Below are 25,151 nucleotides of genomic sequence, written 5' to 3'. Positions count from 1 at the left end.
AAGGCCGGACTCCCACTGCATACCGTGACCTCCAAAACATCTTGCTCGTTTTATTGTTATGCACAGTTTTTGGAATATTTATGAGCGGACACACATTGTATTTATACCTGTACAAGCCACAACGTGAATGTACTTTCGATTAATGCGGCGACGAACAATACAATAACAAGCATCACGCTAATCGGAACTAACGCTTTGACGAATGCACGAAGTTGTTCTCTTGCTTGCAGGGAACGTGAAGGACTGAAGATCGACAGGAACATTTTGAGCAACAGCATTCCAAGCCGGAGCCCTAAAGCACATGCAATAATAATAGCGGGAAGCTCCAAAATCCCGTGTGGAACAATCGCCTTGATTACAAAGAGCCAGGATTCTTTTTGTCCCGCCGCTACAGCTACATAGCCGAGTACAAGTCCATTTACAATCAGAAAAAATAAAGGGAATATTCCAAAAAGTACGCCCATGACTATGACAAGCAGCGATTTGGATGCATTATTCCAAAAGATCAACCAAAACAACGACCACTGCTGATTCGGTTTCTCCGCTAACGTGTCTGTAATTCGTTTCAACGCTTCCAATTGAGTGTTAATAAAGGCTTGAAATTGTTCCGAGTACAAAGCGCCCATCAGCATCCCTGCCAGAAACACCAGAACGGAAGCTATAAAATAATGCTTCATTAATTTTAATTGTTCTATGGCATGATTCCATTTCATCTGTGATCCCTCCGTATTTAAGCATAAGTTATTGGTACGAGCATACATTGTTACTAATACTTGATTAAACAAGCCTTTTCGATTCGAGGATGAGCAAAGGAGGCCAAGCATGTGAATTATTTTTATGTCTTCAGCGGCAAAAAGATAAAACAAGCGCTGATCATTACGGTTGCGATCCTGTTCGCTGCCGGTATTATTTACTCGGAAAGCGAGAATGTTTCCGTGTTTTCACAAAAGCCATCCGCCGTGTACAGCGTAGTAACCGACAAAAAAGTCGTGGCGCTGACCTTCGATATTAGTTGGGGGGATAAACGGACCGAGCCTATTCTCAAAATACTGGAAGATAAAGGGGTTAAGAACGCCACTTTCTTCCTGTCTTCACCATGGAGCAAGGAACATCCGGAAATTGTCAATAAAATTGTGAAAGGCGGTTGGGAAATTGGCAGCCATGGGCATAAACACGTCAATTACAGCAGTTTGAACGATGAAGAAATCCGTGCACAAATTCGAACGGCACACCAGATATTGAGTGAAGTCACCGGCACCTCTCCTCAGCTGATTCGATTGCCGAACGGCGATTTCGATAAGCGCGTGCTCCGAATTGCTGAAGAATTGAACTATTCTGTCGTCCAGTGGGATACCGATTCCATGGATTGGCAAAATCCAGGGGTAAACAACATCATCAACCGCGTAGTAAGCAAAGCTCATCCGGGAGATATCATACTGCTGCATGCCAGCGATTCCTCCAAGCAAACTCATGAGGCCCTACCGGTTATTATTGACCAGCTTCGAGAAAAGGGCTTTGAATTTGTCTCGGTCAGCCAGCTCATGAAACTGGCGCAAGTGGATAACAAGCCACCGGTAGAGGATACCCTCCTGAAGCAAATTCATTAAAATAAAACTTACAAATAACATAAGAGCCGTTATAGCGGCTCTTTATTTGTTTGCAGTACTTTGGATAAAATTAAAATTTGCCATGCATTGCATGCAAACAGCGGAACCAACATAAATACCGTGGAGGCGGGATTATCCAAGCGAAGCGACGGAATGGCTTCAATCGCCGTGACCGCTATCATGAAAAACAACGTGGGAATCCAAGCGCTTTGATTCGTAAGCCTTGCCTTCCACCAAGATACAATCCCTGAGGCGATTGTAAGAATGACAGGGAACACCAAGTATCCCACCCATGCCGATTGCCCATCGCTTTGCGCATACCGCAAATACACCAAATCAAACAGCACAATCACAATGATGATGACTTGAAGCATATCCCAAGTCCATTTGCGGCGAAACATTCCCATAAACAGGTAGCGAATAATAAGATATGCAAAAAAGCCCATCTGGCTAAGAACGCTGATCGTAGCACCGCCAAGAAACATGGTTAACATACTGAATCCGATTTCTTTGCCGCCAAGAGCCACTTGCTGATCCGAAAATTGCAAAACAAGCCCTGTGACGATGGCAGTGACCGCTCCAACCAAAAGAGTGGTCCAAAACAGGTAAAACCATTTTCTTATTGTCACAACCGTTACCCTCCAATATGTCATCTCAACAGTTAATTGTACCAACCTTCACAATAAAAAGCTAACGACAATTGTGTTAATCCCGCCATCCGTTACAAATACTATGGCTAAAATAATAAGAAAGGAGCCCTGACTAATGATCGCTCGATGGATCCGTGTAGTTCCCGTTCTTTTGATCGTCGGCGTCTTAACGGCTTGCGGTTCCGAGATTCAAGCTTCATCCGGCAACGGCGGTGCTACCTATAAGGATACCAAATCCATGGTACTCGACATACTGAAGACCGAAGACGGTCGAAAGGCTATTCAGGAAGCTACAATTCAACAGAACAGCAAGCTTCAAATCCTTTCTGCAGGAGATACGCAGCAATTGCAATTGGCTGTGAAAGATGTACTGGTCGATACAGAGAATAGCCAGTTTCTTCAAAAAATGATCACCGATCCAAGATTTGCCGGACAGTTTGCAAAAGCCATCGAAAAGAATATGAAGCAGCTTCAAAAAGATCTAATGAAGGATCCGGAATATCAAAAACAAATGATGGATGCCATGAAAAGCCCCGATTTTGAGAATTTGCTGCTGGAAACCATAAAAAGTACACCTTATCGAACTCAAATGAAAGCCGTCATTCAAGAGTCTCTTCAAAGTCCCTTGTTCCGTCTGGAATTGATGAATTTAATGAAAAAGGTTCTTCAGGAAGAATCTGCCCCTAAGCAAGGACAACAATCCTCAGGAGGCGGTGGAGGAAATAGCGATGGAGGAAGTCAACAGGGCGGTCAGCAAGGGAGCTAAAAAATGAAATAAAGACAGGCCTTGGTTTAGGCCTGTCTTGTTCCTTCTAACTGACGAATCACTTGCTCTGCCACATCTTTGTAGATTTGCCCGGTTTCGGTATCCGCTTTGTAAACCGAAGGCGAATAATCCGGCTCCGATACATGATTATCCGGTACGCCGAGCGGGATTTGGGCAAGGAGGCTAGTATGCAGCTCCTCTGCAAGTTTCGCTCCGCCGCCACGGCCGAACACATAATCCTTATTTCCGCATTGACTGCAGGCATAATACGACATATTCTCAACCACACCGAGGATTTCATGATTGGTGTGAAGAGCCATCGCTCCTGCTCTGGCTGCTACGAATGCGGCAGTGGCATGAGGTGTTGTAACGATGATTTCTTTACTGTGAGGAATCATCTGGTGAACATCAAGAGCAACGTCCCCCGTACCTGGCGGCAAGTCGAGAAGAATATAATCCAGTTCTCCCCAATCGACCTCGCTAAAAAAGTTGCGAAGCATCTTGCCAAGCATTGGCCCGCGCCATATGACCGGCGTATTCTCTTCCACAAAGAAGCCCATCGAAATGACTTTCACCCCGAAACGCTCAACTGGAACAATACGGTTCTCCACAGCCTGAGGCCGCTCTTCGATTCCCATCATGTCAGGGACACTGAAGCCGTAGATATCGGCATCCACCAACCCGACCTTCTTGCCAAGTCTCGCTAATGCAACAGCCAGGTTCACCGTAACGGTCGATTTGCCAACACCGCCTTTACCGCTTGCAACGGCGATAAATTTCACACCCGATTGCGGGTCCAACACGTTCACGCCAGCCTTGGCAGCACCGGGAGCGGCCGCTTGCGACCCAGCCGCAACGCCCGTCTGCTGAACTTTGCGTGCCGCTTCGCTGCGTTCGAAATCGGAAAGCGGACGAAAACGGAGGTGCACCTGCTCTGTACCGATTTTTTTGAAAGCCGCCGTAATTTCTTGCTGCAGCCGCTGCTTATTTCATCACTTTCATTGGAAAGCAAGACCGTAGCGGACACATGGTTTCCCTTGATCATGACATCTCGGACAAAATTCAAATCGGCTAAACTTATGCCATATTCAGGATCCTTCAACTGGCTCAATGAAGCCAGCAACTGTTCTTTGGTTACCACATCGTCACCTCGGCCGTTAATTATGATGTACGTTATTGCTTATTATACCACAAAATCAATCCGATCCCACTTTTTCCCCGGAATAGTAGCGCAGTATCCCTTGATAGATGGCGGCAGCCACTTTTTTCTGATACGCCGGATCTCTCAACAAAGCCGCTTCCGCAGGGTTGGACAAGAACCCCACCTCCACTAAAGCACTGGGCATCTGGAGTGTTTTCAGTAAATAAATCTCTTTATCTGCTTGCTTCGCCACCCGATCGGTATTCTTCAAGTTTTTCTTCATTTCGTCTTGAATTAAGGCAGCCAATGCAGCATTATCCCTATGATTCGGGTAAAAAAACGTTTGCGCACCTGACCATTTGGCCGACGGTATGCTGTTTAAGTGAATGCTTAAAAATAAGTCCGTCTTTGACTGTGAGATGAACTCCGCCCGTTTCAACAGGTCCTCCGTTTTGCGGCGGCTGTAGCCTCTGGTCGACGGATCCGCCAAATCCCTGTCATCCTCGCGTGTCATCACGACCAGCGCCCCCGCCTGCTGCAAATAATCCCGCAAATACTTGGCGATGGCCAGATTCACGTCCTTTTCATCCAGTCCGTCTTTACTGCGGGCTCCCCCATCCGGTCCGCCGTGCCCTGCATCCAAAGCTATGATCTTACCTGAAAGAGGCATTGTCCAGTAGGTCCATGTTTTGGTCGAGGGAAGCTCATATGTCAACATGAATAGCATAAGAGCGACCAATATGGCGGACATGACAATTTTGATTCCGCTGTGCATGGTCAGCCAGATCACAACCCTCTTTCTTCTTCGGAACATGAAAAATCCACCTCGCATCCCATAGACTCACTTTCATCTTATGGGACGAGGTGGACAATTAGACCAGCCGCTTATACCTAATATTCAGGCTCTTTCATACCTTCTATGAGCACTTCCGCCACTTCCGGACGGGTGAATTGCGGGGGAGGGCATTGACCTTCGCGCAGCAGCGCACGTACTTTTGTTCCCGACAAATGAAGGTGGTCTTCCTTGCCGTGCGGGCAAGTTTTGCTCGAGGCCATATTGCCGCATTTGGTGCAGAAAAAGCTGTGTTCGAAGAACAATGGTGTAATGCCGAGCTCTTCAGCCGTGAAGTTGCTGAAAATTTCCTGCGCTTCATAAGTACCGTAATAATCACCTACACCTGCATGATCGCGCCCTACGATGAAATGCGTGCAGCCGTAGTTTTTGCGGACTATCGCATGGAAAATGGCTTCACGAGGTCCCGCATAACGCATAGCGGCAGGGAACACGCCCAAAAAGACACGATCCTTCGGATAGTAGTTGTCAAGCAGTACAAGGTAACTGCGCATCCGTACGTCAGCCGAAATATCATCAGATTTGGTTTCGCCGACAAGAGGATTCAAGAACAGCGCATCCACGATTTCCATCGCGCTTTTTTGGATATATTCGTGGGCACGGTGAACCGGATTACGCGTTTGAAAGCCTACTACCGTCTTCCATCCCTTGTCAGAAAAGATTTTGCGAGTCTCAGCCGGATCAAAATAAAACTCCTCGAACTTCTCCGGCTTTGGACGGTTCAGAACCTGTACGGGTCCTCCGACATAAGTGGCAGGCTTCGTATACAGCTTTTGCACGCCCGGATGCTCCGTATCGTCGGTTTTAAAAACCTTGACGGCTTCATGCTTCTGGTCTACCTGATAGATGCTCTCCACTCGGATAATGCCGTAAATGACGCCATCCTTCTCTCCAACAAGCGCGGCCTCCTGGCCTAGCTCCAGATCTTTCGCGACCTCATCTTCAACACCCAGTGTAATCGGCAGGCTCCATACCGTTCCGTCAGCGAGCCTCATTCGTTCTACGACGGAATGGTAATCCTGTTTACCCATAAACCCTGTCAATGGGGAAAATGCGCCTACGCCGATCAAATCCAGATCTGAAATCGTCCACGCATTGATTCTTAGCGGAAACAAGTCTTTGGCATGCTCCAGCAGTCGATCTCTTTGCTTTCCCTCTACAATACGGTTAATTAATGTTCCTCCGTGCGGCCGAATGGCTTCTCCCATTTTTTACGTTCCTCCTATGTCCGAGAATTCTGTTTTATTTATGAAGTCCGCATTCCGTCTTCTCAAAGCCCGCCCAGCGACCAGCTCTCGGGTCTTCACCTGGTGCTACCGGACGTGTGCAGTGCTCGCATCCGATACTTGGGTAGTTGCGGTCATGCAGCGGGTTATAAATAATATTGTTGTTCCGGATATAATTCCATACATCCTCGGATGTCCAGCTTGCCAGCGGGTTGAATTTGACCAGTCCGAACTTCACATCGTACTCTACTTTTTTGGCGTTGGCACGTGTAGGAGCTTGATCACGGCGAATTCCCGTAATCCATGCATCATAATTTTTAAGTATATCGGTGAGCGGATCCACCTTACGAATATTGCAGCATTGCGTCGGATCGTTCTTCCACAATTCTTCACCGTATTGCTGCGCTTGCTCTTCCAGGGTGAGCTTTGGAAGTACTTGTACAAATTCTACGCCATAACGCTGCTGCAGACGGTCACGGGTGTCATACGTTTCTTTAAAATGCACATTCGTATCAAGATAGAAAATATCGGTTTTCGGACTAATCTTTTGGAGCAGGTCGACAAGTACGACATCTTCCGCCCCGAAACTACAGGCAAGCGTAATATTCGGGAATCTTTCCACCGCAAAGGCTAAAAGTTCCTCAGGGCTCTTGTTCTCATATTCTTCAGCGGCTTGACGAATGAGTTCTTCTTTTTCAAATAAATTCATAATATAAGTACCTCCTATAAAATAATTCCGAGTATGTTAATGCGCTTTATTGTATTTGAATTTTATTATAACTCTTCATGACTTTTTGTCAAATTAAATTTTTCTTTACGATGGGCGTTTATCCTATTTTATTGCCTTATGACCTTTTCGGTGAAAAGAAGTTTGAGCCCATTGGTTGATTCAAGTACATTTAAAAGAGATTTCTATACTGGGAGGTATGATACGACTTGTCTTATGAAACCGTTGATTCTCTGGAGAAGTATTGGAGCTGGAGTTTTTGGGAGTCTAATCTGCTGCTGAATCGCTGCTGCTCTCTTTCCCAGATATGTGTTGTTTATTATCGCCGTCCTTATGTGTCTAAGTAATGTAGGTTTGGAAGTAGGCCCCATTATTGTCGGTGCCGGGGTGATCGGATTGGCCGTAGGCTTCGGTGCCCAGACTTTGGTGAAGGATTTGATTACCGGGTTTTTTATTATTTTTGAGGACCAATCAGGCTCGGCGGACATTGAAAAAGCCGTTCATGCCATTTCGACACGCCTTATCGCAACGATGCCGCAGATGTTCCTGTTAGATGACAAAGGTCAGGCCGTTGAGCCGCCGCAGCTATATGGTATTCCGGATGTAGAAAATAATGCTCTTGGAGCTAAATATACCGTTACAAGCTTGGTTAAAGACGATCACTATTGGACGGCATGCAAGGAGATCCGAAAGGCACTCGTCAATGAATTGAAATTGTCCGGCATTCACATCTCCTATCCACGCCGCGTAGAGCGTAAAGATTGGGACTACGAGCCGAAACACAATCCGTCCACCGTCCACGACCGGTTAACCGGATATTTATCATCATACAAAAAACCTCTCCGTGAAATGGAGAGGTTTTTCTTACAAGGATAAATATTAACGTTTCGAGAATTGAGGAGCGCGACGAGCAGCTTTCAAGCCGTATTTCTTACGCTCTTTCATCCGTGGGTCACGAGTCAGGAAGCCAGCTTTTTTCAAAGTAACGCGATATTCGGGGTCCACTTTGAGCAGGGCGCGGGAAATACCGTGACGGATGGCTCCGGCTTGTCCGGAAATACCGCCGCCATGCGCCAATACCAATACATCATACTTGTTCAATGTATCCGTTAGGTTCAGAGGCTGCTTTACGATCAGTTTCAATGTCTCCAAACCAAAGTAATCGTCCAAATTACGCTTATTAATAATGATACGGCCTTCACCCGGTACCAAGCGTACGCGTGCTACCGAATGCTTACGACGGCCGGTGCCATAATATTGTACTTGTGCCACAAGACAGTCCTCCCTTTATTAACCGCGAAGTTCCCAAACTTCAGGTTGTTGTGCTTGATGCGGATGCTCCGAACCGGCATATACTTTAAGCTTCAGCTTAATACGGTTGCCCAAACGATTCTTCGGAAGCATACCGTGAATTGCCAATTCCAGCATACGCTCCGGTTTGTTCTTCAGCATATCTCCAGCGGTAGTTACTTTCAAACCGCCTGGATACAAGGAGTGACGGTAGTACTTTTTATTTTGCAGTTTCTTACCTGTCAGGTTGATTTTCTCTGCATTGATGATAATGACGAAATCGCCAGTGTCAACATGCGGAGTGAATTGAGGCTTATGCTTGCCGCGCAGGATACTTGCCGCTTCGCTGGCCAGACGTCCAAGCGTCTTGTCCGTAGCGTCGATGATGTACCATTTGCGTTCAACTTCATTTGGCTTCGCCATATATGTGGTACGCATGAAATGTTCCTCCTAAATCTATCTTCATCACATTCGTTTTAATGTTCATAGGTTTAATAGTCGGATGGTCGTTTGCATGACCCGGGGCCGTGGGTTAGCCAGTCAAGAAACACCATTAGATATTTTACTACATTTAGCTGCAGTAATCAAGGCCGCAATGGCTCTTCACCATAAAAAACTTTCCATAACATCAAACCGTGCGGCATTGCAGTGGGTCCTGCCAATGAACGATCTTTGGCCTCCAGGATGCTTCGAATCTCAGAGCTTGACCGTTTGCCTTCTCCGATATCGATGAGCGTTCCTACGATAATTCGTACCATGTTGTACAAAAAACCATTACCGGTCAAATAGATATGCATAGCGAATGACTGCAGCTCCGTATCCATCGGCTCACATTCGATCCAGGCATCATAAATCGTCCTGACATGGCTTTGAGCCACCGTTTTAGTTGAACAAAAAGAAGTAAAATCATGTTCCCCTATCAACTGCTTTAAGCCGTCACGCATCGATTCGACACAGAGGGGGGCCGGATGATGTACCTCAAAGTGACTCCTGAATATATCGATATATTTGCCGCAGCGTATCGTATATCGATATGTCTTTCGCTTTGCCGATTTCCTGGCGTGAAACCCATCCTCTACCTGCTTTGCATCCCATACAAGGATATCCCGCGGAAGCCATGAATTCATCGCAAGGCAAAAGCGTTCAACGGGTATGCGGGAATGAGTATGGAAATTAATAACTTGACCCTTTGCATGAACCCCTGCATCCGTCCGGCCTGATGCGATAATTTTCAGTTCCTCGCCTGTCAATCGCAGCAATGCATGTTCAAGCTGGTCCTGAACCGTATTTTTCCCCGGCTGCGTTTGAAATCCATTGTACGCGGTACCGTCATAGCTGACGGTCATGCAAATGTTCCTCACGGCCAAGCCTCCCGTGCGTATTTCCGTTCACCGTTACCTGACTACAAAAAAAAGGGTTTCATCAGAATCCTAAGATCCCGTCCACCCTTTCCCATCCTTTTTTCTCTTAAGCCCGGTCTACAAGTTCCAAGTAAACCATCGGTGCTGCATCGCCGCGGCGAGGTCCCAGCTTCAAAATGCGGGTATACCCACCTTGACGTTCTGCGTAGCGAGGAGCCAAATCGGAGAAAAGCTTCTGAATGGCATCTTGATTGTCGTTCGCTGCTTCACGGCGAACGAAAGCAGCTACTTGACGACGCGCATGCAGATCTCCGCGCTTGGCCAAAGTGATCAGCTTCTCTGCGATCGAACGAAGTTCTTTCGCTTTCGCTTCCGTCGTTTGAATACGTTCATGTATGAATAAGTCGGTTACCAGGTCACGAAACAAAGCTTTACGCGCACTGGAGTCACGACCCAACTTTTGGTATGCCATGTGTGCAACCTCCTTCTGTTGAATTAATACCGTTCGCTTGCTTGAGAATTAATCTTCCATGCGGAGTCCAAGACCAAGCTCTTCCAGCTTCTCCTGAACTTCCTCCAACGATTTACGACCCAAGTTACGAACCTTCATCATATCTTCTTCCGTTTTCGTGATCAATTCCTGCACCGTATTTATACCCGCACGCTTCAGGCAGTTGTAAGAGCGCACAGAAAGGTCCAGTTCCTCGATAGTCATCTCGAGAACCTTCTCTTTCTTGTCCTCTTCCTTCTCTACCATAATCTCGGCATCTTTGGCTTCATCGGTCAATCCGACAAAGAGCATCAGATGCTCCGTCAAAATTTTTGCGCCCAAGCTCACGGCTTCTTCGGGTCTGATACTTCCATCGGTCCAGACTTCGAGGGTTAGCTTATCATAGTTGGTGACTTGACCGACGCGGGTATTTTCCACGCTGTAATTGACACGGGTGATCGGAGTATAGATCGAATCAATCGGAATCACGCCGATCAGTTGGTCCTCGCGCTTGTTCTTATCCGCCGGTACGTATCCCCGGCCGCGGTTCGCATGAATTCTCATATGAAGCCGGGCGTCGGAGGCAAGCGTAGCAATGTGCAAATCCGGATTCAGAATTTCCACATCGCTATCGCCGCGAATATCGCCAGCCACAACAGTACCTTCACCTTCGGCATCGATCTCAAGAACCTTCTCCTCGTCAGAATGAATCTTTAACGATAGCCCCTTCAGGTTAAGGATGATCTCCGTAACATCTTCCACAACACCTGGAATCGTGGAGAACTCATGCAGAACGCCGTCGATTTGCACGGATGATACGGCCGCACCCGGTAAAGACGAAAGCAGGATTCTGCGAAGAGAGTTGCCCAGCGTAGTCCCGTAGCCTCTTTCCAAAGGCTCAACTACAAACTTCCCGTAGGTGCCGTCTTCGCTCGAATGTACGGTTTCTATTTTCGGCTTTTCGATTTCGATCATTGGTTAACCCTCCTTCAAACGTCGTTTCCCTCTGGATAACTTAAGACGTATAAGACGTGCAGTATGCCTATCCAAATAGTATTCTCACCTTTTGGATAAATATACCACTTGTACTTAGCAATCCTGAATTAGACACGACGGCGTTTTGGAGGACGGCAACCGTTATGAGGAATCGGAGTTACGTCTTTGATCAGGTTAACTTCGAGCCCTGCGGCTTGAAGGGAACGAATCGCAGCTTCACGGCCTGCGCCTGGTCCTTTAACCATAACCTCAACGGCTTTCATCCCATGCTCCATAGCAGCCTTCGCAGCGGACTCGGCAGCCATTTGAGCGGCAAACGGAGTGCTTTTACGCGAGCCTTTAAAGCCAAGATTACCGGCACTAGCCCAAGAAATCGCGTTTCCGTGCGGGTCAGTAATAGTGACAATCGTATTGTTAAACGTGGAGCGGATATGTGCCACTCCGGAGTCGATATTTTTCCGGTCACGACGTTTGGTACGAACAACTTTTTTTGGTTTAGCCATTTATGCGTTACCTCCTTTACTATTTTTTCTTATTAGCTACCGTACGACGAGGTCCTTTACGCGTACGAGCGTTTGTTTTCGTCCGTTGACCGCGAACAGGCAAGCCGCGGCGATGACGAACGCCACGATAGCAGCCGATCTCGATGAGACGCTTAATGTTCAATGCGATTTCACGACGCAGGTCGCCTTCCACTTTCAACGTTTTGTCGATCACATCACGGATTTTGCTTACTTCATCCTCCGTTAGATCGCGAACGCGAGTGTCGGGATTAATACCAGTTTGAGCAACAATCTTCTGAGCGGTAGTGTTACCGATACCGAAAATGTAAGTCAAAGCGATGATTACCCGTTTGTCACGAGGTAAGTCTACACCAGCAATACGTGCCATTTATACCTGCACCTCCTTAACCTTGTTTTTGTTTGTGCTTCGGATTTTCACAGATTACCATAACGTTCCCTTTGCGGCGAATGACTTTGCATTTTTCGCAAATCGGCTTGACCGATGGTCTAACCTTCATGGTGGTTACCTCCTAAGAGTTTTTCGTTAGAAAAACTTTCTTCGTAAGCATAAGCAGCGTTTTTCGTTAGAAAAACTTACTTCGTAAGATTACATTTATTTAAAACGATAGGTTATACGGCCTCTGGTCAAATCATAAGGCGAGAGTTCGACCGTCACTTTATCACCAGGCAGGATCCGGATAAAGTGCATTCTGATTTTCCCGGATACATGAGCAAGTATCTTATGACCGTTCTCCAGTTCCACTTTAAACATTGCATTCGGAAGAGGTTCAATCACTGTACCTTCAACTTCAATTACATCTTCTTTGGCCACAGTCATTCTCCTTTCTCTAGCGCTTCTTCAGATAAATTGTCCACATAGCTGTAGAGTGCAAAACGTAATTTGCCATTCGTGACACGTCCGGTCTCACGCAGACTATCAGCTACTTCCGAACTGACCGCCGGCAGGAGATCAAGATGAATGATATTTTTCTTCTTGGGTTCATCGAATTTCCGTTTTCCGCCGTCCGCAATCCACACGTATCGTTGGTCTACGACGCCGATAATGACGGCGTACTTCCCGGAATCACGCCCCCGATTCACCCTTACGATTTGTCCGATGACAGGCATATTCGATGGTTCCATGGTAAAGCCTACTTACCGGGAAGCGTCAAAATTTCGTAACCGTCTGCCGTAATCGCTATGGTATGCTCGAAATGAGCGCACAGTGTGCCATCCACCGTGACGACCGTCCAATTGTCTTCCAAGGTTCGAACATATCGTTCCCCTACATTGACCATTGGTTCGATCGCAAGCACCATACCGGGCTTTAGCCGCGGGCCGTGACCGGCCGGGCCGTAGTTCGGAATTTGAGGCTCCTCGTGAAGCTCGGTACCAATCCCATGTCCTACATACTCCCGGACAACCGAAAAACCTTCACTCTCAATGCACCTCTGAATAGCGTTAGATATCGTGTACAGCCGGACATCCGGTTTGGCTTCGGCAATTCCTGCGTAGAGCGACCTTTCGGTCACCTCCAGAAGCTTCCTTGCCGTGTCGGAGATCGTCCCGACACCGTAAGTCCAAGCGGAATCTCCATGGTAGCCCTTATACTGCGCACCGATGTCGATACTAATAATATCGCCATTCTTCAGCTTTCTTTTGCCGGGTATGCCGTGAACCAATTCATCGTTGACTGAAGCACAGATACTTCCGGAAAAACCATTGTAACCTTTAAAAGACGGAATTGCGCCCTGACTTCGGATATAATCCTCAGCGATTTGATCGAGCTCTTTGGTTGTAATATCGGGCTGAATGTGTTTTTGAAGCAGCAGGTGAGTTTCCGCAACAATCCGCCCAGCCTCCCGCATCAATTCCAATTCAGCTTCAGATTTACAAATGATCATTACGCTTGCCCTCGCAATAGTGAACTGATTTGTGCAGTAACCGTATTTATCTCTTGCTCACCGTTAACCTCACGCAATATTCCCTTGTTACGATAGTACTCCAAAAGCGGAGCGGTTTTATTGATATACTCGTCCAAACGAGTCCCTACTTTTTCTTCGTTGTCATCCGAACGTTGATACAATTCACCTGAACATTTGTCGCAAACATTTTCACGTGCAGGAGGGTTAAACAAGATATGATACGTAGCTCCACAAGATTTACAAATTCTACGACCCGTCAGACGGGCAAGCAATAAATCCCGGTCCACTTTCAGGTTAATCACATGCTCGATACTTTTACCCAGCGATATCGCGATACCATCCAGCGCCTCCGCTTGAGAGATGGTCCGGGGAAAACCGTCAAGCAAAAATCCTTTACTGCAGTCAGGCTGCCCAAGTCTTTCACGAACAATCCCGATCGTAATTTCATCCGGGACAAGCAAACCCTGGTCAACATATTTCTTCGCTTCAACCCCGAGCGGCGTCTCCTGCTTCATCGCCAGCCTGAATGCATCACCGGTTGAAATATGCGGGATCTGAAACTCGTCAACGATTCGTTCCGCCTGGGTACCTTTACCTGCACCAGGAGGCCCCATAAAGATGATGTTCATCACGATTTCCTCCCCTACTCGCATCATTTGATGCTAACAGCACAATAGGTGCCGATAGCTTTGAAAAACAGCTATCAGTACCTATTCACTATTTGTTAATGAAACCTTTGTAATGGCGTTTGATTAACTGGCTTTCGATTTGCTTCATCGTTTCCAATCCTACACCGACGACGATCAGCAAGGATGTGCCGCCAATCTGCACGGATTGAGGCAAGTCGGCCAATGCACCAAAGATGATTGGAAGAATGGAGATGGCAGCCAGGAAAAGCGCGCCGGACAAAGTGATTCTTGTCATTACCCGCGTCAGGTAAGCCGATGTCGTTTTGCCTGGTCGAATTCCCGGGATATAGCCGCCGTTCTTCTTCATCTGGTCCGCCATTTGTACTGGGTTAATCTGTACAAAGGTGTAGAAGTAAGTGAATCCGATGATCAGTAAAACATACAACACCATCCCAAGCGGATGTGTATAACTCATATTCGTGATAATCCAATCGGCAACCGGATTGCCTCTCCAGAAGCTTGCAATTGTCGGAGGAAACACCAAGAGCGAAAGCGCGAAGATAACCGGAATGACACCCGCCGCGTTAACCTTGAGCGGAATATGCGTCGATTGGCCTCCGAACATTTTGCGCCCGACCACTCGCTTAGCATATTGTACAGGGATTTTACGCACGCCCTGCTGGACGAAAATCACACCGGCAATCAATGCAATGACCACGAGCACAATAATCACGAGTTTCACTACGTTAAGGAAGAGCGCCCCGCCGGCATCAACAAATTGCGTTTGATAAATTTGCTGTATACTTGTCGGAATGGCAGCTACGATGCCTGCAAAGATGATAATGGAAATACCATTTCCAATGCCATTCTCGGTGATTTGTTCCCCTAACCACATCAGAAAAGCAGTGCCCGCCGTGAGAACGATAGCAATCAAAGCATAGGTCGCAAATGTCGGATTGATAACCAGTCCGGTGTACAGACGATTAAAACCGATCGCAAGTCCGAACGCTTGAATGATGCCCAGCACGATGGTCCCGTAACGGGTAATCTGCCCTAACTTTTTTCGGCCTGCTTCTCCTTCTTTCGCCCATTGTGCAAATCTGGGAATGACATCCATAGAGAGCAGCTGCACAATGATCGATGCCGTGATATAAGGCATAATCCCCATCGCAAAGATGGAGAATTGGAACAGAGCGCCGCCGGAAAAAGTATTAAGCAACCCGAACACGCCGCCTTGACTGGCTTGGTCTTGGAGCTTCAGAATGTCCGTGTTGATGTTAGGTACCGGAATAAAAGCACCAATCCTGTAGACGATCAGCACAAGTAAGGTGAAGATGATACGTTTGCGCAGATCCTCTACTTTCATAATATTGGATATGGTACGAAACATTAAATCACCTCGGTTTGACCGCCTGCAGCCTGAATTTTTTCTACCGCAGATTGGGAGAATTTGTTGGCCTTAACGTTCAATTTAACCGTGATTTCACCGTTACCCAAGATTTTGATACCGTCTCTTGGATTCTTCACGATGCCGGATTCAAGTAAAGTCTCCGGAGTAACTTCCGTACCCGCTGCGAATTTGTTCAAATCCTCAACGTTGACAACAGCAAATTCCTTACGGAAATAGTTGTTGAATCCACGTTTTGGCAAGCGACGATAAAGCGGATTTTGACCGCCCTCAAATCCTGGACGAACACCGCCGCCGGAACGCGCATTTTGACCTTTATGACCACGAGTTGCCGTTTTTCCCATACCGCTGCCCACACCGCGTCCTACGCGCTTGCGGGAACTGCGTGAACCAGGAGCAGAAGTAAGCTCATGCAATTTCATCGTTCGCACCTCCTCTAGCTATATGGTAGTCTATTAAGCTTCGATTTCTTTAACTTCCACCAAGTGATTGACTTGGTTTACCATTCCGCGAATCGCGGCATTGTCTGCTTGGGTTACAGTTTGATTCAGCTTGCGGAGCCCAAGTGCCGTAACTGTACGACGCTGAGTCTCAGGACGACCGATCAGGCTGCGCTTGAGGGTGATTTGCAATTGCTTAGCCATGGTATCCCTCCTAACCTAAGAGTTCTTCAACGGTTTTACCGCGAAGCTTAGCCACGTCTTCCGCACGCTTCAGACGACCCAAACCTTCCAAGGTAGCGTTGACCATGTTAATGGAGTTCGAAGATCCGAGGGACTTCGTCAAAATGTCGCCTACGCCAGCCAGTTCGAGCACGGCACGAACCGGGCCGCCCGCGATCACTCCTGTACCTTTGGAAGCAGGTTTAAGCAGAACTTTACCTGCGCCGAAGTGTCCGGTCACCAGATGAGGAATTGTAGTTCCGACGATAGGAACGTGAATCAGGTTTTTCTTTGCATCTTCAATACCTTTACGGATCGCGTCAGGTACCTCGGAAGCTTTACCGATTCCAGCGCCTACCCAACCTTTGCCGTCGCCTACAACCACGAGTGCGCTGAAGCTGAAGCGGCGACCGCCTTTTACTACTTTAGCAACGCGGTTAATATGAACGACTTTTTCAGTCAGCTCTAAAGTATTGGGATCAATACGCAAGTCCTTTACCTCCTTATGTGTAAATTTAGATTAGAATTCAAGACCTGCTTCACGAGCAGCGTCTGCAAGTGCTTTGACACGACCGTGATACAAATATCCGCCGCGGTCGAAAACCACTTTATCGACACCGACTTTTTTGGCGCGTTCAGCGATCAATGCTCCAACCTTCGTAGCCGCTTCGATGTTGCCGCCGTTACGGATGCCCTCTCTGAGCTCCTTGTCTTGCGTGGAAGCGGAGGCAAGTGTAACGCCTTTAACATCGTCGATCAATTGGGCATACATATGCTTGGAGGAACGGAAAATGTTGAGACGAGGACGCTCAGCCGTTCCTTGAATTTTCTTGCGCACGCGAAGATGTCTTTTCAAACGCGCTTTATTTTTATCGACTTTGGTAATCATTCTTGTGTCACTCCTTTCGAGTTGGATCAGAAACATTAGCACGCAGTGTCCATTACGCGGCCTTATTTCTTCTTACCGGCTTTACCTTCTTTACGAAGAATACGTTCGCCTTCGTACTTGATACCTTTACCTTTATACGGCTCAGGCTCACGAACAGAACGGACTTTAGCGGCAGTTGCACCTACCAGCTCTTTATCGATTCCTTTAACGATGACTTTCGTATTCGAAGGAACTTCGAATTCGATGCCGTTTTCCGGCTCGATTTCTACCGGGTGCGAGTAACCTACGTTCAACACCAGCTTGTTGCCGGATTTGTTCGCACGGTATCCTACGCCAACCAACTCGAGACTTTTAGCAAATCCGTCCGTTACTCCGCTCACCATGTTTTGCACAACACTGCGCGTCGTACCATGGAGAGAACGGTGCAATTTATTATCTGAAGGGCGCTCTACTGTAATGACATTGCCCTCAACGTTGATCTTCATATCTCTATGCAGTTCACGGCTCAAAGTGCCTTTAGGTCCTTTTACCGTAATCAATGTGTTATCAATAGTCACGTTTACTCCGCTTGGGATCGTGATTGGTTTGCGACCAATACGGGACATGTTCTGCACCTCCATTCATTCAAAATCTTAATTACCAAACGTAGCAGATAACTTCTCCGCCGGCTTTGGATTGACGAGCTTCCTTGTCCGTCATCACACCTTTGGATGTGGACAGGATGGCGATACCCAAGCCGCCCAGTACGCGAGGCACCTCTTGGCTCTTCGCATAAACGCGCAGGCCTGGCTTGCTGATTCTTTTCAGACCAGTGATAACGCGCTCGTTGTTAGGGCCGTATTTCAAGAATACGCGGATAATACCTTGCTTGTTGTCTTCGATATATTCAGCGTCACGAATGAAGCCTTCCTTCTTGAGGATCTCAGCAATTTCTCTTTTGATCTTCGAAGCCGGAATTTCCACAGTCTCATGACGAACGACGTTAGCGTTGCGAATGCGTGTAAGCATATCTGCAATTGGATCGGACATAACCATGTGTTGAAACCTCCTTCCCGAAACTATGAGTTTTACCAGCTTGCTTTCTTCACGCCAGGAATCTGGCCTTTATATGCCAATTCGCGGAAGCAAATCCGGCAAATTTTAAATTTCCGAAGCACGGAATGCGGACGACCGCAGCGTTCGCAGCGCGTATAGGCCTGCACCTTAAATTTAGGAGGACGCTGCTGTTTGACCTTCATCGAAGTTTTTGCCACTTCAGTTTACACCTCCTGGGGTTTCCGTTGGGATCCGGCACTCGGGTGCCTGTCCTGATTATTTGGAAAACGGCATGCCTAATTGTGTTAACAATTCACGGGACTCTTCATCCGTTTTAGCTGTTGTTACAATGACGATATCCATGCCGCGGACCTTGTCTACTTTGTCGTATTCAATTTCCGGGAAAATCAACTGTTCTTTCAATCCGAGCGTATAGTTGCCGCGGCCGTCAAATGCTTTGGTAGATACGCCGCGGAAGTCGCGCACGCGCGGAAGAGCAACGTTGAACAATTTGTCCAAGAAATGGTACATACGCTCGCCGCGCAATGTTACTTTCACGCCGATCGGCATATTTTCACGCAGTTTAAAGCCTGCGATTGATTTTTTCGCTTTTGTGATCACCGGTTTTTGTCCAGAGATCAATTGCAGATCTTGTACAGCAGTATCGAGCACTTTAGAGTTGGAAACCGCCTCGCCAACGCCCATATTGATAACTACTTTCTCAATTTTAGGAACCTGCATCACCGTGGTGTAATTAAATTTTTGCATCAGAGCAGGAGTAATTTCGTTCAGAAAACGATCCTTCAATCTTGCAGCCATGAATCCGAGTGCCTCCTTTCTTACCAGATATTAATCGATAATCTCGCCGGATTTTTTCGCAACGCGAACTTTTTTGCCGTTATCAAGCACTTTGTAGCCAACACGTGTAGGCTCGCCTGTTTTTGGATCGACCAGCATCACGTTGGATACGTGAATAGGAGCTTCCTGTGTAAGGATGCCGCCTTGCGGGTTTTGTTGGGATGGCTTGGCATGCTTCTTGATCAAGTTTACACCTTCGACCAACACGCGGTTCTCGCGAGGATAAGCAGCGATCACGCGACCCGTTTTTCCTTTATCTTTACCGCTAATAACGAACACTTTGTCTTCTTTTTTGACATGAAGTTTGTTGTTATGGGACTCGAGTTTCTTCGGTTGTTTTGGCATTATGTTTCCACCTCCTAAGGGCATTCGGAAGAATGCCTTCCTCGTAAGCGTCTGCTTAGGCTTTCGTTAGAAAACCACTTCGTAAGCATCCGAATTGAATGTCAATGAACGACAATTAGATAACTTCTGGAGCCAGAGATACGATTTTCATGAAGTCTCTGTCACGAAGTTCACGAGCTACCGGTCCAAAGATACGAGTACCACGCGGGCTCTTGTCTTCTTTTACGATAACCGCTGCATTCTCGTCAAAGCTGATGTAGGATCCGTCCTTACGGCGCGCACCGCGTCTCGTACGTACAACTACAGCTTTAACCACATCACCTTTTTTGACAACGCCCCCTGGTGTTGCTTCTTTCACAGAGCAAACGATCAGATCACCGATGTTAGCGGTACGACGACCGGTACCACCCAACACGCGGATACACATCAGCGATTTTGCACCAGAGTTGTCAGCTACTTTCAATCGTGTAAATGGTTGAATCATTGTGTAATTCCCTCCTTCCGGAATTGATGCCGAATGCTTATATTAAACGATAACCGCTTTTTCGACCACTTTGACCAATCTCCAGCGTTTGTCTTTGGAGAGCGGACGGGTTTCCATGATTTCAACAATATCGCCGATTTTGGCTTCATTGTTTTCGTCATGAGCTTTGAACTTCTTCGTGTATTTGATGCGCTTGTGGTAAAGGTCGTGCTTCTTATAAGTTTCAACGGCGACAACGATGGTTTTGTCCATTTTGTCGCTGACGACTTTACCCTGCTGCGTTTTACGCTCGTTGCGTTCAGCCATGTTAAAATCCTCCTCTCTCATTCATTAACTAGTGATTCCCAATTCTCTTTCACGCAAAACCGTCTTTGCCCGAGCAATATCTTTGCGGACTTTTTGAATTTGTACGGGATTTTCCAGTTGACCTGTAGCTAGTTGAAAACGGAGGTTAAAGAGCTGCTCTTTAAATCCGGAAATTTTTTGTTCGATCTCAGCAGTGGTTAAGTTGCGAAATTCACTAGCTTTCATTTGCTTCACCACCCAGTTCTTCTCTTTTCACAAACTTCGTCTTGATTGGCAGCTTGTGAGAGGCGAGACGCATAGCTTCACGAGCGACTTCTTCGCTTACGCCGGCAAGTTCAAACAGAACCTTACCCGGTTTAACGACAGCAACCCATTTTTCTACGTTACCTTTACCGCTACCCATCCGGACTTCAAGCGGCTTTTGAGTGATTGGTTTGGCAGGGAAGATTTTGATCCAAACCTTACCGCCCCGTCTAATGTAACGGGTCATGGCAATACGTGCAGCCTCGATTTGACGGTTGGTTACCCAAGCCGGTTCCAACGCCTGCAAACCATATTCACCAAAATGAACTTCCGTTCCGCCTTTTGCACGGCCGCGCATTTTCCCGCGGTGCTCTTTGCGGTGTTTTACACGTTTAGGAATTAACATGATTAGTTGCCTCCTTCCGTAGCAGCCTTTTTCTTAGCCGTTGGAAGAACCTCGCCGCGATAGACCCATACTTTTACGCCGATCCGACCGTAAGTGGTGTGAGCTTCCGCCGTACCATAATCGATATCCGCACGCAATGTATGAAGAGGAACTGTACCCTCACTGTATCCTTCGGTTCTGGCGATTTCCGCTCCGCCTAAACGACCGCTAACCGATGTTTTAATACCTTTGGCTCCGGCTCTCATCGATCTTTGAATCGCTTGTTTCAATGCACGACGGAACGATACGCGGCGCTCCAGTTGTTGTGCAATGCTTTCAGCTACAAGAATCGCATCCAGATCCGAATTTTTAACTTCCGAAATGTTGATATGAACTTTCTTGCCGTTAGTCAGCTTGGACAGGTAGCCGCGGATAACCTCGACTTCCGATCCGCCTTTACCGATAACCATGCCAGGCTTAGCTGTATGAATGGTTACGTTCACGCGGTTTGCCGCACGTTCGATTTCAATACGGGAAACAGCGGAATCTTTCAGTTTTGTTTTCAAATATTCGCGGATTTTTACGTCCTCCATAAGCAGATCGCCGAAATCTTTTCCAGCATACCACTTGGATTCCCAGTCGCGAATAATACCAATTCTAAGTCCTACCGGGTTTACTTTTTGACCCACACGTTATCCCTCCTTATTTCTCAGATACCACTACTGTAATGTGGCTGGTACGTTTATTGATGCGGCTCGCACGACCCATAGCGCGAGGACGGAATCTTTTCAAAGTTGGTCCCTGGTTCACATAAGCCTGCTCAACCACCAGGTTGTTTACGTCCAAAGAGTAGTTGTGCTCCGCATTGGCAATAGCCGAGTTCAACAGCTTCTCCACGATCGGGGAAGCGGACTTTGGCGTATGACGCAAAATAGCGATCGCTTCGCCTACTTTCTTGCCGCGGATCAAGTCGACAACCAATTGAACTTTGCGGGGAGCAACACGAACATATCTTGCAATGGCTTTAGCTTGTTGCATGGAAGTACCTCCTCTCATTCACAACTCAATCGAATTCACGTTCATCTATTAGCGCTTGCCCGTCTTCTTATCGTCACCCGCGTGACCTTTGTAAGTACGGGTTGGAGCAAATTCACCAAGCTTATGTCCGACCATATCTTCCGTCACATATACCGGCACATGCTTTCTGCCGTCATATACAGCAAAGGTGTGGCCGATGAATTGCGGGAAAATTGTGGAACGGCGGGACCAAGTTTTGATTACTTGCTTTTTAACACCCTCACCATTCATTGCTTCCACTTTCTTCAAAAGATAACCGTCAACAAATGGACCTTTTTTCAAACTGCGACCCATGCTTCATTCCTCCCTTCTTTAACCGAACTGAGAACCGAATTATTTCGTGCGGCGACGAATAATATATTGATTGGAAGCTTTGTTCTTCTTCCGTGTTTTATATCCGAGTGTCGGCTTGCCCCAAGGAGACATCGGGGATTTGCGGCCGATCGGGGAACGACCTTCACCACCACCGTGCGGGTGATCGTTCGGGTTCATAACGGAACCGCGAACTTCCGGTCTTTTACCCAACCAACGGGAACGTCCGGCTTTACCGATTTTCACGAGCTCGTGATCTTCGTTACCTACGGAACCTACCGTTGCGCGGCACACTTTCAAAATTCTTCTCATTTCACCACTGGACAAACGAACAATAACGTATTGATCCTCTTTACCAAGCAGCTGCGCTTCCGTACCGGCTGCGCGAACCAGTTGGCCGCCTTTTCCGGGCTTCAATTCGATATTGTGAATCACCGTACCTACAGGGATGTTTTCCATCGGCAATGCATTGCCGACCTTGATGTCCGCTGTCGGACCGGATACGATTTGATCGCCTACTTTAAGGCCTTTCGGAGCGAGGATATAACGCTTCTCGCCATCCACATAATGAATCAATGCAATGTTAGCGGAACGGTTCGGATCATACTCGATTGTAGCAACGTTACCGGGTATTCCATCTTTGTTCCGTTTAAAGTCGATAATACGGTATTTACGCTTATGTCCGCCGCCTTGGTGACGAACCGTAATTTTACCTTGGTTGTTGCGTCCCGCTTTTTTGCTCAAAGGAGCCAAAAGCGACTTCTCCGGAGTCGATGTTGTGATTTCTTCAAATGTAGAAACCGACATCGCACGTCTTGCAGGAGACGTTGGTTTATATTTTTTGATAGGCACGTGGGTTCCCTCCTTACTTCAAGAATTCATCTTATACCGATTCAAAGAATTCCAGCTCTTTGCTGTCTGCGCTGAGTGTCACGATCGCTTTTTTCCATTCGGACGTATATCCGGAATAGCGGCCGTAGCGCTTTGGCTTCGCCGGTACTCTGAGCGTATTGACATTCGCAACTTTCACTTTGAAAATTTGTTCGATCGCTTGCTTGATTTCCGTTTTATTCGAACGGAGATCCACCTCGAATACATATTTCTTATCCGCCATCATTTCGCTGGAACGTTCAGTAATGATCGGGCTTTTAATAATATCGTGAGGGTTCTTCATTACGCAAACACCTCCTCTACCTTTTGCACCGCATCCTTCGTAATGATCAGCTTGTCATAGACCATAACATCAAGCACGTTGATTCCTTCGGCAGCCACAAATTTAACTCCAGGAATGTTGCGTGCGGACAATGCTACGTTCTCGTCATATGCAGCCGTCACAACCAAAGCCTTACGATCTACTTTAAGGTTATTCAAAATGGATACAAATTCTTTCGTTTTCGGCTGAGCCAGTTGCAATTGATCCAGCACGATAATTTCGCTCGCCTTCACCTTGGAAGACAACGCGGATTTAATCGCCAAACGGCGAACTTTCTTAGGCAGCTTGTAAGCATAGCTGCGTGGTGTCGGTCCGAATACGGTACCGCCGCCTTTCCATTGTGGAGAGCGGATGCTGCCTTGACGCGCACGACCTGTACCTTTTTGCTTCCAAGGTTTGCGACCGCCGCCGCGCACTTCGGAGCGACCTTTAGTTTTATGAGTTCCGGCACGAAGGGATGCCCGCTGCATCAATACCGCTTCGTTCAATACATGAACGTGCGGCTCGATTCCGAACACGCTGTCGGCCAGTTCCACTTCGCCTACTTGAGAACCACTAACGTTATACACTGCTACTTTTGGCATTTGTTATCCTCCTTTCCCGCTTTCTTACTTCTTCACTGAAGATTTCACGGTAACATAGCTGTTTTTAGGACCTGGAATGGAGCCTTTAACTAGAAGTACATTCCGCTCCGCATCGACTTTAACCACTTCAAGCTTTTGAATGGTAACCGTCTCTGTACCCATGTGACCCGGAAGGTTTTTACCTTTTGGAACACGGTTAGCCTGGATCGAGCCCATCGAACCCGGACCGCGATGATAACGCGAGCCGTGCGCCATCGGACCTCTGGATTGGTTATGTCTTTTGATAACGCCTTGGAATCCTTTACCTTTAGATGTACCCGTTACATCAACGAATTCGCCTTCTGCGAAGATATCAGCCTTGATCTCCTGGCCAACTTCATACTCAGAGATCTGTACATTGCGAATTTCTTTCACGTAGCGCTTAGGTGTTGTGCCGGCTTTTTTCGCGTGGCCCAACTCAGGTTTGTTCGCATTCTTTTCTTTCTTGTCGGCAAAACCGATTTGGATGGCTTCGTAACCGTCGTTCTCTACGGCCTTCTTTTGCAGCACCGTGCAAGGACCTGCTTCAATAACGGTAACCGGAACAACCAATCCTTCAGGAGTAAATACTTGAGTCATCCCAATCTTTTTACCTAAGATACCTTTAGTCATCGTTGACACCTCTTTTCCTCTTTAGCCTGTTGTTTTATAACCACAGTGTATATATTACAGTTTGATTTCGATGTCCACACCGGACGGCAGATCCAAACGCATCAATGCATCAACCGTTTGCGGCGTCGGATTGACGATATCGATCAAACGTTTATGTGTACGCATCTCGAACTGCTCACGAGAATCTTTGTACTTGTGAACCGCACGAAGAATCGTGATGATTTGCTTCTCGGTAGGAAGCGGAATCGGACCAGATACCCCTGCACCGGAACGTTTTGCAGTGTCCACGATTTTTTCGGCAGATTGATCCAGAATTCTGTGATCATACGCCTTCAAACGAATACGAATCTTTTGCTTTGCCATAGTATTCCCTCCTTCTTTCGCCCAATTTAGTATCGGACATACTCCGTGAAAATCTCCTGACGCCGTCCCTATGGCAAAGGGGCCGGGCGTGTCAGCAACCTCTCACATCATCGCAACGTCACAGACCAACGTTCACTATTATATTAAATTTCATTATGAAAAGCAAGAAAAA

Annotated in this window: 41 protein-coding genes and 2 pseudogenes; 3 read left to right on the top strand and 40 right to left on the bottom strand. The window is 47.2% G+C overall.

Features of this window, described 5'->3' with window-relative positions:
* Positions 1–101 precede the first annotated feature (101 nt).
* Positions 102–713 carry a stage II sporulation protein M gene (locus EXW96_RS20225; protein ID WP_062410391.1) on the bottom strand — a complete coding sequence of 204 codons (612 nt, stop codon included), beginning with the start codon at positions 711–713 and terminating at the stop codon, positions 102–104.
* A gap of 111 nt (positions 714–824) precedes the next feature.
* Here EXW96_RS20225 and pdaB point away from each other — a divergent pair, with 111 nt between their 5' ends.
* Entirely contained in the window at positions 825–1,607 is a 783-nt protein-coding gene (pdaB, locus tag EXW96_RS20220; RefSeq protein WP_174351249.1) for a polysaccharide deacetylase family sporulation protein PdaB, read from the top strand.
* A gap of 29 nt (positions 1,608–1,636) precedes the next feature.
* Here pdaB and EXW96_RS20215 read toward each other — a convergent pair whose 3' ends face one another.
* Positions 1,637–2,236 carry a KinB-signaling pathway activation protein gene (locus EXW96_RS20215; RefSeq protein ID WP_074729644.1) on the bottom strand — a complete coding sequence of 200 codons (600 nt, stop codon included), beginning with the start codon at positions 2,234–2,236 and terminating at the stop codon, positions 1,637–1,639.
* A gap of 136 nt (positions 2,237–2,372) precedes the next feature.
* On the opposite strand from EXW96_RS20215, the gene gerD reads away from it, so the two are divergent.
* Positions 2,373–3,023 (top strand): spore germination lipoprotein GerD, encoded by a 651-nt coding sequence (gene gerD, locus EXW96_RS20210; RefSeq protein ID WP_054818736.1) that lies wholly within the window; start codon positions 2,373–2,375, stop codon positions 3,021–3,023.
* A 26-nt stretch (positions 3,024–3,049) separates the two neighbouring features.
* Here gerD and EXW96_RS20205 read toward each other — a convergent pair.
* The 4 genes and pseudogenes from EXW96_RS20205 to EXW96_RS20190 all read right to left on the bottom strand — a co-directional run bounded on the left by EXW96_RS20205 (position 3,050) and on the right by EXW96_RS20190 (position 6,952).
* A pseudogene (locus tag EXW96_RS20205) lies at positions 3,050–4,164 on the bottom strand (Mrp/NBP35 family ATP-binding protein).
* 55 nt (positions 4,165–4,219) lie between these two features.
* Positions 4,220–4,978: an N-acetylmuramoyl-L-alanine amidase CwlD gene (gene cwlD, locus EXW96_RS20200; RefSeq protein ID WP_062410387.1), complete on the bottom strand. Its 759-nt coding sequence runs from the start codon at positions 4,976–4,978 to the stop codon at positions 4,220–4,222.
* A gap of 77 nt (positions 4,979–5,055) precedes the next feature.
* Positions 5,056–6,225: a sulfate adenylyltransferase gene (gene sat / locus EXW96_RS20195; RefSeq protein ID WP_174351248.1), complete on the bottom strand. Its 1,170-nt coding sequence runs from the start codon at positions 6,223–6,225 to the stop codon at positions 5,056–5,058.
* 34 nt (positions 6,226–6,259) lie between these two features.
* On the bottom strand, positions 6,260–6,952 hold the full coding sequence (locus EXW96_RS20190) for a phosphoadenylyl-sulfate reductase (protein ID WP_062410385.1): 693 nt from the start codon (positions 6,950–6,952) through the stop codon (positions 6,260–6,262).
* Between the two features lie 375 nt (positions 6,953–7,327).
* Between EXW96_RS20190 and EXW96_RS28660 the strand changes: the two are divergent.
* Positions 7,328–7,846 (top strand): annotated as a pseudogene (locus EXW96_RS28660) (hypothetical protein); the annotation flags it as partial.
* Between the two features lie 3 nt (positions 7,847–7,849).
* On the opposite strand, the gene rpsI reads toward EXW96_RS28660, so the two are convergent.
* From rpsI to rpsJ, 34 genes are all read right to left on the bottom strand, one after another.
* Positions 7,850–8,242 (bottom strand): 30S ribosomal protein S9, encoded by a 393-nt coding sequence (rpsI, locus tag EXW96_RS20180; RefSeq protein WP_174351246.1) that lies wholly within the window; start codon positions 8,240–8,242, stop codon positions 7,850–7,852.
* Between the two features lie 18 nt (positions 8,243–8,260).
* The gene (gene rplM, locus EXW96_RS20175) at positions 8,261–8,698 is read right to left on the bottom strand and encodes a 50S ribosomal protein L13 (protein ID WP_054818733.1); all 438 of its coding nucleotides are present in this window, start codon (positions 8,696–8,698) and stop codon (positions 8,261–8,263) included.
* Between the two features lie 146 nt (positions 8,699–8,844).
* The gene (gene truA / locus EXW96_RS20170) at positions 8,845–9,621 is read right to left on the bottom strand and encodes a tRNA pseudouridine(38-40) synthase TruA (protein WP_062410382.1); all 777 of its coding nucleotides are present in this window, start codon (positions 9,619–9,621) and stop codon (positions 8,845–8,847) included.
* A 106-nt stretch (positions 9,622–9,727) separates the two neighbouring features.
* Complete coding sequence (rplQ, locus tag EXW96_RS20165; RefSeq protein WP_054818732.1) at positions 9,728–10,093, bottom strand: 50S ribosomal protein L17; 366 nt, start codon at positions 10,091–10,093, stop codon at positions 9,728–9,730.
* 48 nt (positions 10,094–10,141) lie between these two features.
* Positions 10,142–11,086 carry a DNA-directed RNA polymerase subunit alpha gene (locus EXW96_RS20160; RefSeq protein WP_054818731.1) on the bottom strand — a complete coding sequence of 315 codons (945 nt, stop codon included), beginning with the start codon at positions 11,084–11,086 and terminating at the stop codon, positions 10,142–10,144.
* Between the two features lie 128 nt (positions 11,087–11,214).
* Positions 11,215–11,610 carry a 30S ribosomal protein S11 gene (gene rpsK, locus EXW96_RS20155; RefSeq protein WP_013921137.1) on the bottom strand — a complete coding sequence of 132 codons (396 nt, stop codon included), beginning with the start codon at positions 11,608–11,610 and terminating at the stop codon, positions 11,215–11,217.
* A 19-nt stretch (positions 11,611–11,629) separates the two neighbouring features.
* Positions 11,630–11,998 (bottom strand): 30S ribosomal protein S13, encoded by a 369-nt coding sequence (rpsM, locus tag EXW96_RS20150; RefSeq protein WP_062410381.1) that lies wholly within the window; start codon positions 11,996–11,998, stop codon positions 11,630–11,632.
* Between the two features lie 16 nt (positions 11,999–12,014).
* Positions 12,015–12,128, bottom strand: coding sequence for a 50S ribosomal protein L36 (gene rpmJ, locus EXW96_RS20145; RefSeq protein ID WP_003333770.1), 114 nt, complete (start codon positions 12,126–12,128; stop codon positions 12,015–12,017).
* A gap of 95 nt (positions 12,129–12,223) precedes the next feature.
* Positions 12,224–12,442 carry a translation initiation factor IF-1 gene (infA, locus tag EXW96_RS20140; protein WP_009676800.1) on the bottom strand — a complete coding sequence of 73 codons (219 nt, stop codon included), beginning with the start codon at positions 12,440–12,442 and terminating at the stop codon, positions 12,224–12,226.
* 2 nt (positions 12,443–12,444) lie between these two features.
* A complete protein-coding gene (locus EXW96_RS20135) occupies positions 12,445–12,753 on the bottom strand; it encodes a KOW domain-containing RNA-binding protein (protein ID WP_054818730.1) in 309 nt (102 codons plus the stop codon).
* Between the two features lie 8 nt (positions 12,754–12,761).
* On the bottom strand, positions 12,762–13,514 hold the full coding sequence (map, locus tag EXW96_RS20130; RefSeq protein ID WP_054818729.1) for a type I methionyl aminopeptidase: 753 nt from the start codon (positions 13,512–13,514) through the stop codon (positions 12,762–12,764).
* Positions 13,514–14,164 carry an adenylate kinase gene (locus EXW96_RS20125; RefSeq protein ID WP_062410379.1) on the bottom strand — a complete coding sequence of 217 codons (651 nt, stop codon included), beginning with the start codon at positions 14,162–14,164 and terminating at the stop codon, positions 13,514–13,516. The genes map and EXW96_RS20125 overlap by 1 nt, the downstream gene beginning before the upstream one ends.
* Before the next feature lie 88 nt (positions 14,165–14,252).
* A complete protein-coding gene (secY, locus tag EXW96_RS20120; protein ID WP_174351245.1) occupies positions 14,253–15,554 on the bottom strand; it encodes a preprotein translocase subunit SecY in 1,302 nt (433 codons plus the stop codon).
* Positions 15,554–15,994, bottom strand: a complete 441-nt coding sequence (gene rplO, locus EXW96_RS20115; RefSeq protein ID WP_054818727.1) for a 50S ribosomal protein L15 — start codon at positions 15,992–15,994, stop codon at positions 15,554–15,556. The genes secY and rplO overlap by 1 nt, the downstream gene beginning before the upstream one ends.
* Positions 15,995–16,027: 33 nt before the next feature.
* Positions 16,028–16,216 carry a 50S ribosomal protein L30 gene (gene rpmD / locus EXW96_RS20110; RefSeq protein ID WP_054818726.1) on the bottom strand — a complete coding sequence of 63 codons (189 nt, stop codon included), beginning with the start codon at positions 16,214–16,216 and terminating at the stop codon, positions 16,028–16,030.
* Positions 16,217–16,226: 10 nt separating this feature from the next.
* Complete coding sequence (rpsE, locus tag EXW96_RS20105) at positions 16,227–16,724, bottom strand: 30S ribosomal protein S5 (protein WP_054818725.1); 498 nt, start codon at positions 16,722–16,724, stop codon at positions 16,227–16,229.
* A gap of 30 nt (positions 16,725–16,754) precedes the next feature.
* Positions 16,755–17,123: a 50S ribosomal protein L18 gene (gene rplR, locus EXW96_RS20100; protein WP_062410378.1), complete on the bottom strand. Its 369-nt coding sequence runs from the start codon at positions 17,121–17,123 to the stop codon at positions 16,755–16,757.
* 62 nt (positions 17,124–17,185) lie between these two features.
* A complete protein-coding gene (rplF, locus tag EXW96_RS20095; RefSeq protein ID WP_054818723.1) occupies positions 17,186–17,728 on the bottom strand; it encodes a 50S ribosomal protein L6 in 543 nt (180 codons plus the stop codon).
* Positions 17,729–17,759: 31 nt separating this feature from the next.
* Entirely contained in the window at positions 17,760–18,158 is a 399-nt protein-coding gene (gene rpsH, locus EXW96_RS20090) for a 30S ribosomal protein S8 (protein WP_054818722.1), read from the bottom strand.
* Positions 18,159–18,190: 32 nt separating this feature from the next.
* Positions 18,191–18,376: a type Z 30S ribosomal protein S14 gene (locus tag EXW96_RS20085; protein ID WP_026326663.1), complete on the bottom strand. Its 186-nt coding sequence runs from the start codon at positions 18,374–18,376 to the stop codon at positions 18,191–18,193.
* Between the two features lie 58 nt (positions 18,377–18,434).
* On the bottom strand, positions 18,435–18,977 hold the full coding sequence (rplE, locus tag EXW96_RS20080; RefSeq protein ID WP_054818721.1) for a 50S ribosomal protein L5: 543 nt from the start codon (positions 18,975–18,977) through the stop codon (positions 18,435–18,437).
* Between the two features lie 30 nt (positions 18,978–19,007).
* On the bottom strand, positions 19,008–19,361 hold the full coding sequence (rplX, locus tag EXW96_RS20075; RefSeq protein ID WP_062410377.1) for a 50S ribosomal protein L24: 354 nt from the start codon (positions 19,359–19,361) through the stop codon (positions 19,008–19,010).
* Positions 19,362–19,476: 115 nt separating this feature from the next.
* Positions 19,477–19,845, bottom strand: a complete 369-nt coding sequence (rplN, locus tag EXW96_RS20070) for a 50S ribosomal protein L14 (protein ID WP_054818720.1) — start codon at positions 19,843–19,845, stop codon at positions 19,477–19,479.
* Between the two features lie 42 nt (positions 19,846–19,887).
* Complete coding sequence (gene rpsQ / locus EXW96_RS20065; protein ID WP_054818719.1) at positions 19,888–20,151, bottom strand: 30S ribosomal protein S17; 264 nt, start codon at positions 20,149–20,151, stop codon at positions 19,888–19,890.
* Positions 20,152–20,175: 24 nt separating this feature from the next.
* The gene (gene rpmC / locus EXW96_RS20060) at positions 20,176–20,376 is read right to left on the bottom strand and encodes a 50S ribosomal protein L29 (protein ID WP_062410376.1); all 201 of its coding nucleotides are present in this window, start codon (positions 20,374–20,376) and stop codon (positions 20,176–20,178) included.
* Entirely contained in the window at positions 20,366–20,800 is a 435-nt protein-coding gene (rplP, locus tag EXW96_RS20055; RefSeq protein ID WP_062410375.1) for a 50S ribosomal protein L16, read from the bottom strand. The genes rpmC and rplP overlap by 11 nt, the downstream gene beginning before the upstream one ends.
* Before the next feature lie 2 nt (positions 20,801–20,802).
* Complete coding sequence (rpsC, locus tag EXW96_RS20050) at positions 20,803–21,468, bottom strand: 30S ribosomal protein S3 (RefSeq protein ID WP_054818717.1); 666 nt, start codon at positions 21,466–21,468, stop codon at positions 20,803–20,805.
* A 13-nt stretch (positions 21,469–21,481) separates the two neighbouring features.
* The gene (rplV, locus tag EXW96_RS20045; RefSeq protein ID WP_054818716.1) at positions 21,482–21,817 is read right to left on the bottom strand and encodes a 50S ribosomal protein L22; all 336 of its coding nucleotides are present in this window, start codon (positions 21,815–21,817) and stop codon (positions 21,482–21,484) included.
* A 48-nt stretch (positions 21,818–21,865) separates the two neighbouring features.
* Entirely contained in the window at positions 21,866–22,150 is a 285-nt protein-coding gene (gene rpsS, locus EXW96_RS20040) for a 30S ribosomal protein S19 (protein WP_054818715.1), read from the bottom strand.
* 39 nt (positions 22,151–22,189) lie between these two features.
* The gene (gene rplB / locus EXW96_RS20035; protein ID WP_074729641.1) at positions 22,190–23,020 is read right to left on the bottom strand and encodes a 50S ribosomal protein L2; all 831 of its coding nucleotides are present in this window, start codon (positions 23,018–23,020) and stop codon (positions 22,190–22,192) included.
* Positions 23,021–23,051: 31 nt separating this feature from the next.
* The gene (rplW, locus tag EXW96_RS20030) at positions 23,052–23,342 is read right to left on the bottom strand and encodes a 50S ribosomal protein L23 (protein WP_054818713.1); all 291 of its coding nucleotides are present in this window, start codon (positions 23,340–23,342) and stop codon (positions 23,052–23,054) included.
* Positions 23,342–23,965: a 50S ribosomal protein L4 gene (gene rplD, locus EXW96_RS20025; RefSeq protein ID WP_054818712.1), complete on the bottom strand. Its 624-nt coding sequence runs from the start codon at positions 23,963–23,965 to the stop codon at positions 23,342–23,344. Before rplD ends, rplW begins: the two co-directional genes overlap by 1 nt.
* A gap of 24 nt (positions 23,966–23,989) precedes the next feature.
* A complete protein-coding gene (gene rplC, locus EXW96_RS20020) occupies positions 23,990–24,616 on the bottom strand; it encodes a 50S ribosomal protein L3 (RefSeq protein ID WP_174351244.1) in 627 nt (208 codons plus the stop codon).
* Positions 24,617–24,670: 54 nt separating this feature from the next.
* Positions 24,671–24,979 (bottom strand): 30S ribosomal protein S10, encoded by a 309-nt coding sequence (rpsJ, locus tag EXW96_RS20015; protein WP_062410373.1) that lies wholly within the window; start codon positions 24,977–24,979, stop codon positions 24,671–24,673.
* Between the last annotated feature and the right edge of the window lie 172 nt (positions 24,980–25,151).

The sequence above is a fragment of the Paenibacillus sp. JMULE4 genome, assembly GCF_013337105.1.
Taxonomy (GTDB): domain Bacteria; phylum Bacillota; class Bacilli; order Paenibacillales; family NBRC-103111; genus Paenibacillus_G; species Paenibacillus_G naphthalenovorans.
Note: the sequence above shows the minus strand (reverse complement) of the source record. Positions and strands in the feature narration are given on the sequence as shown.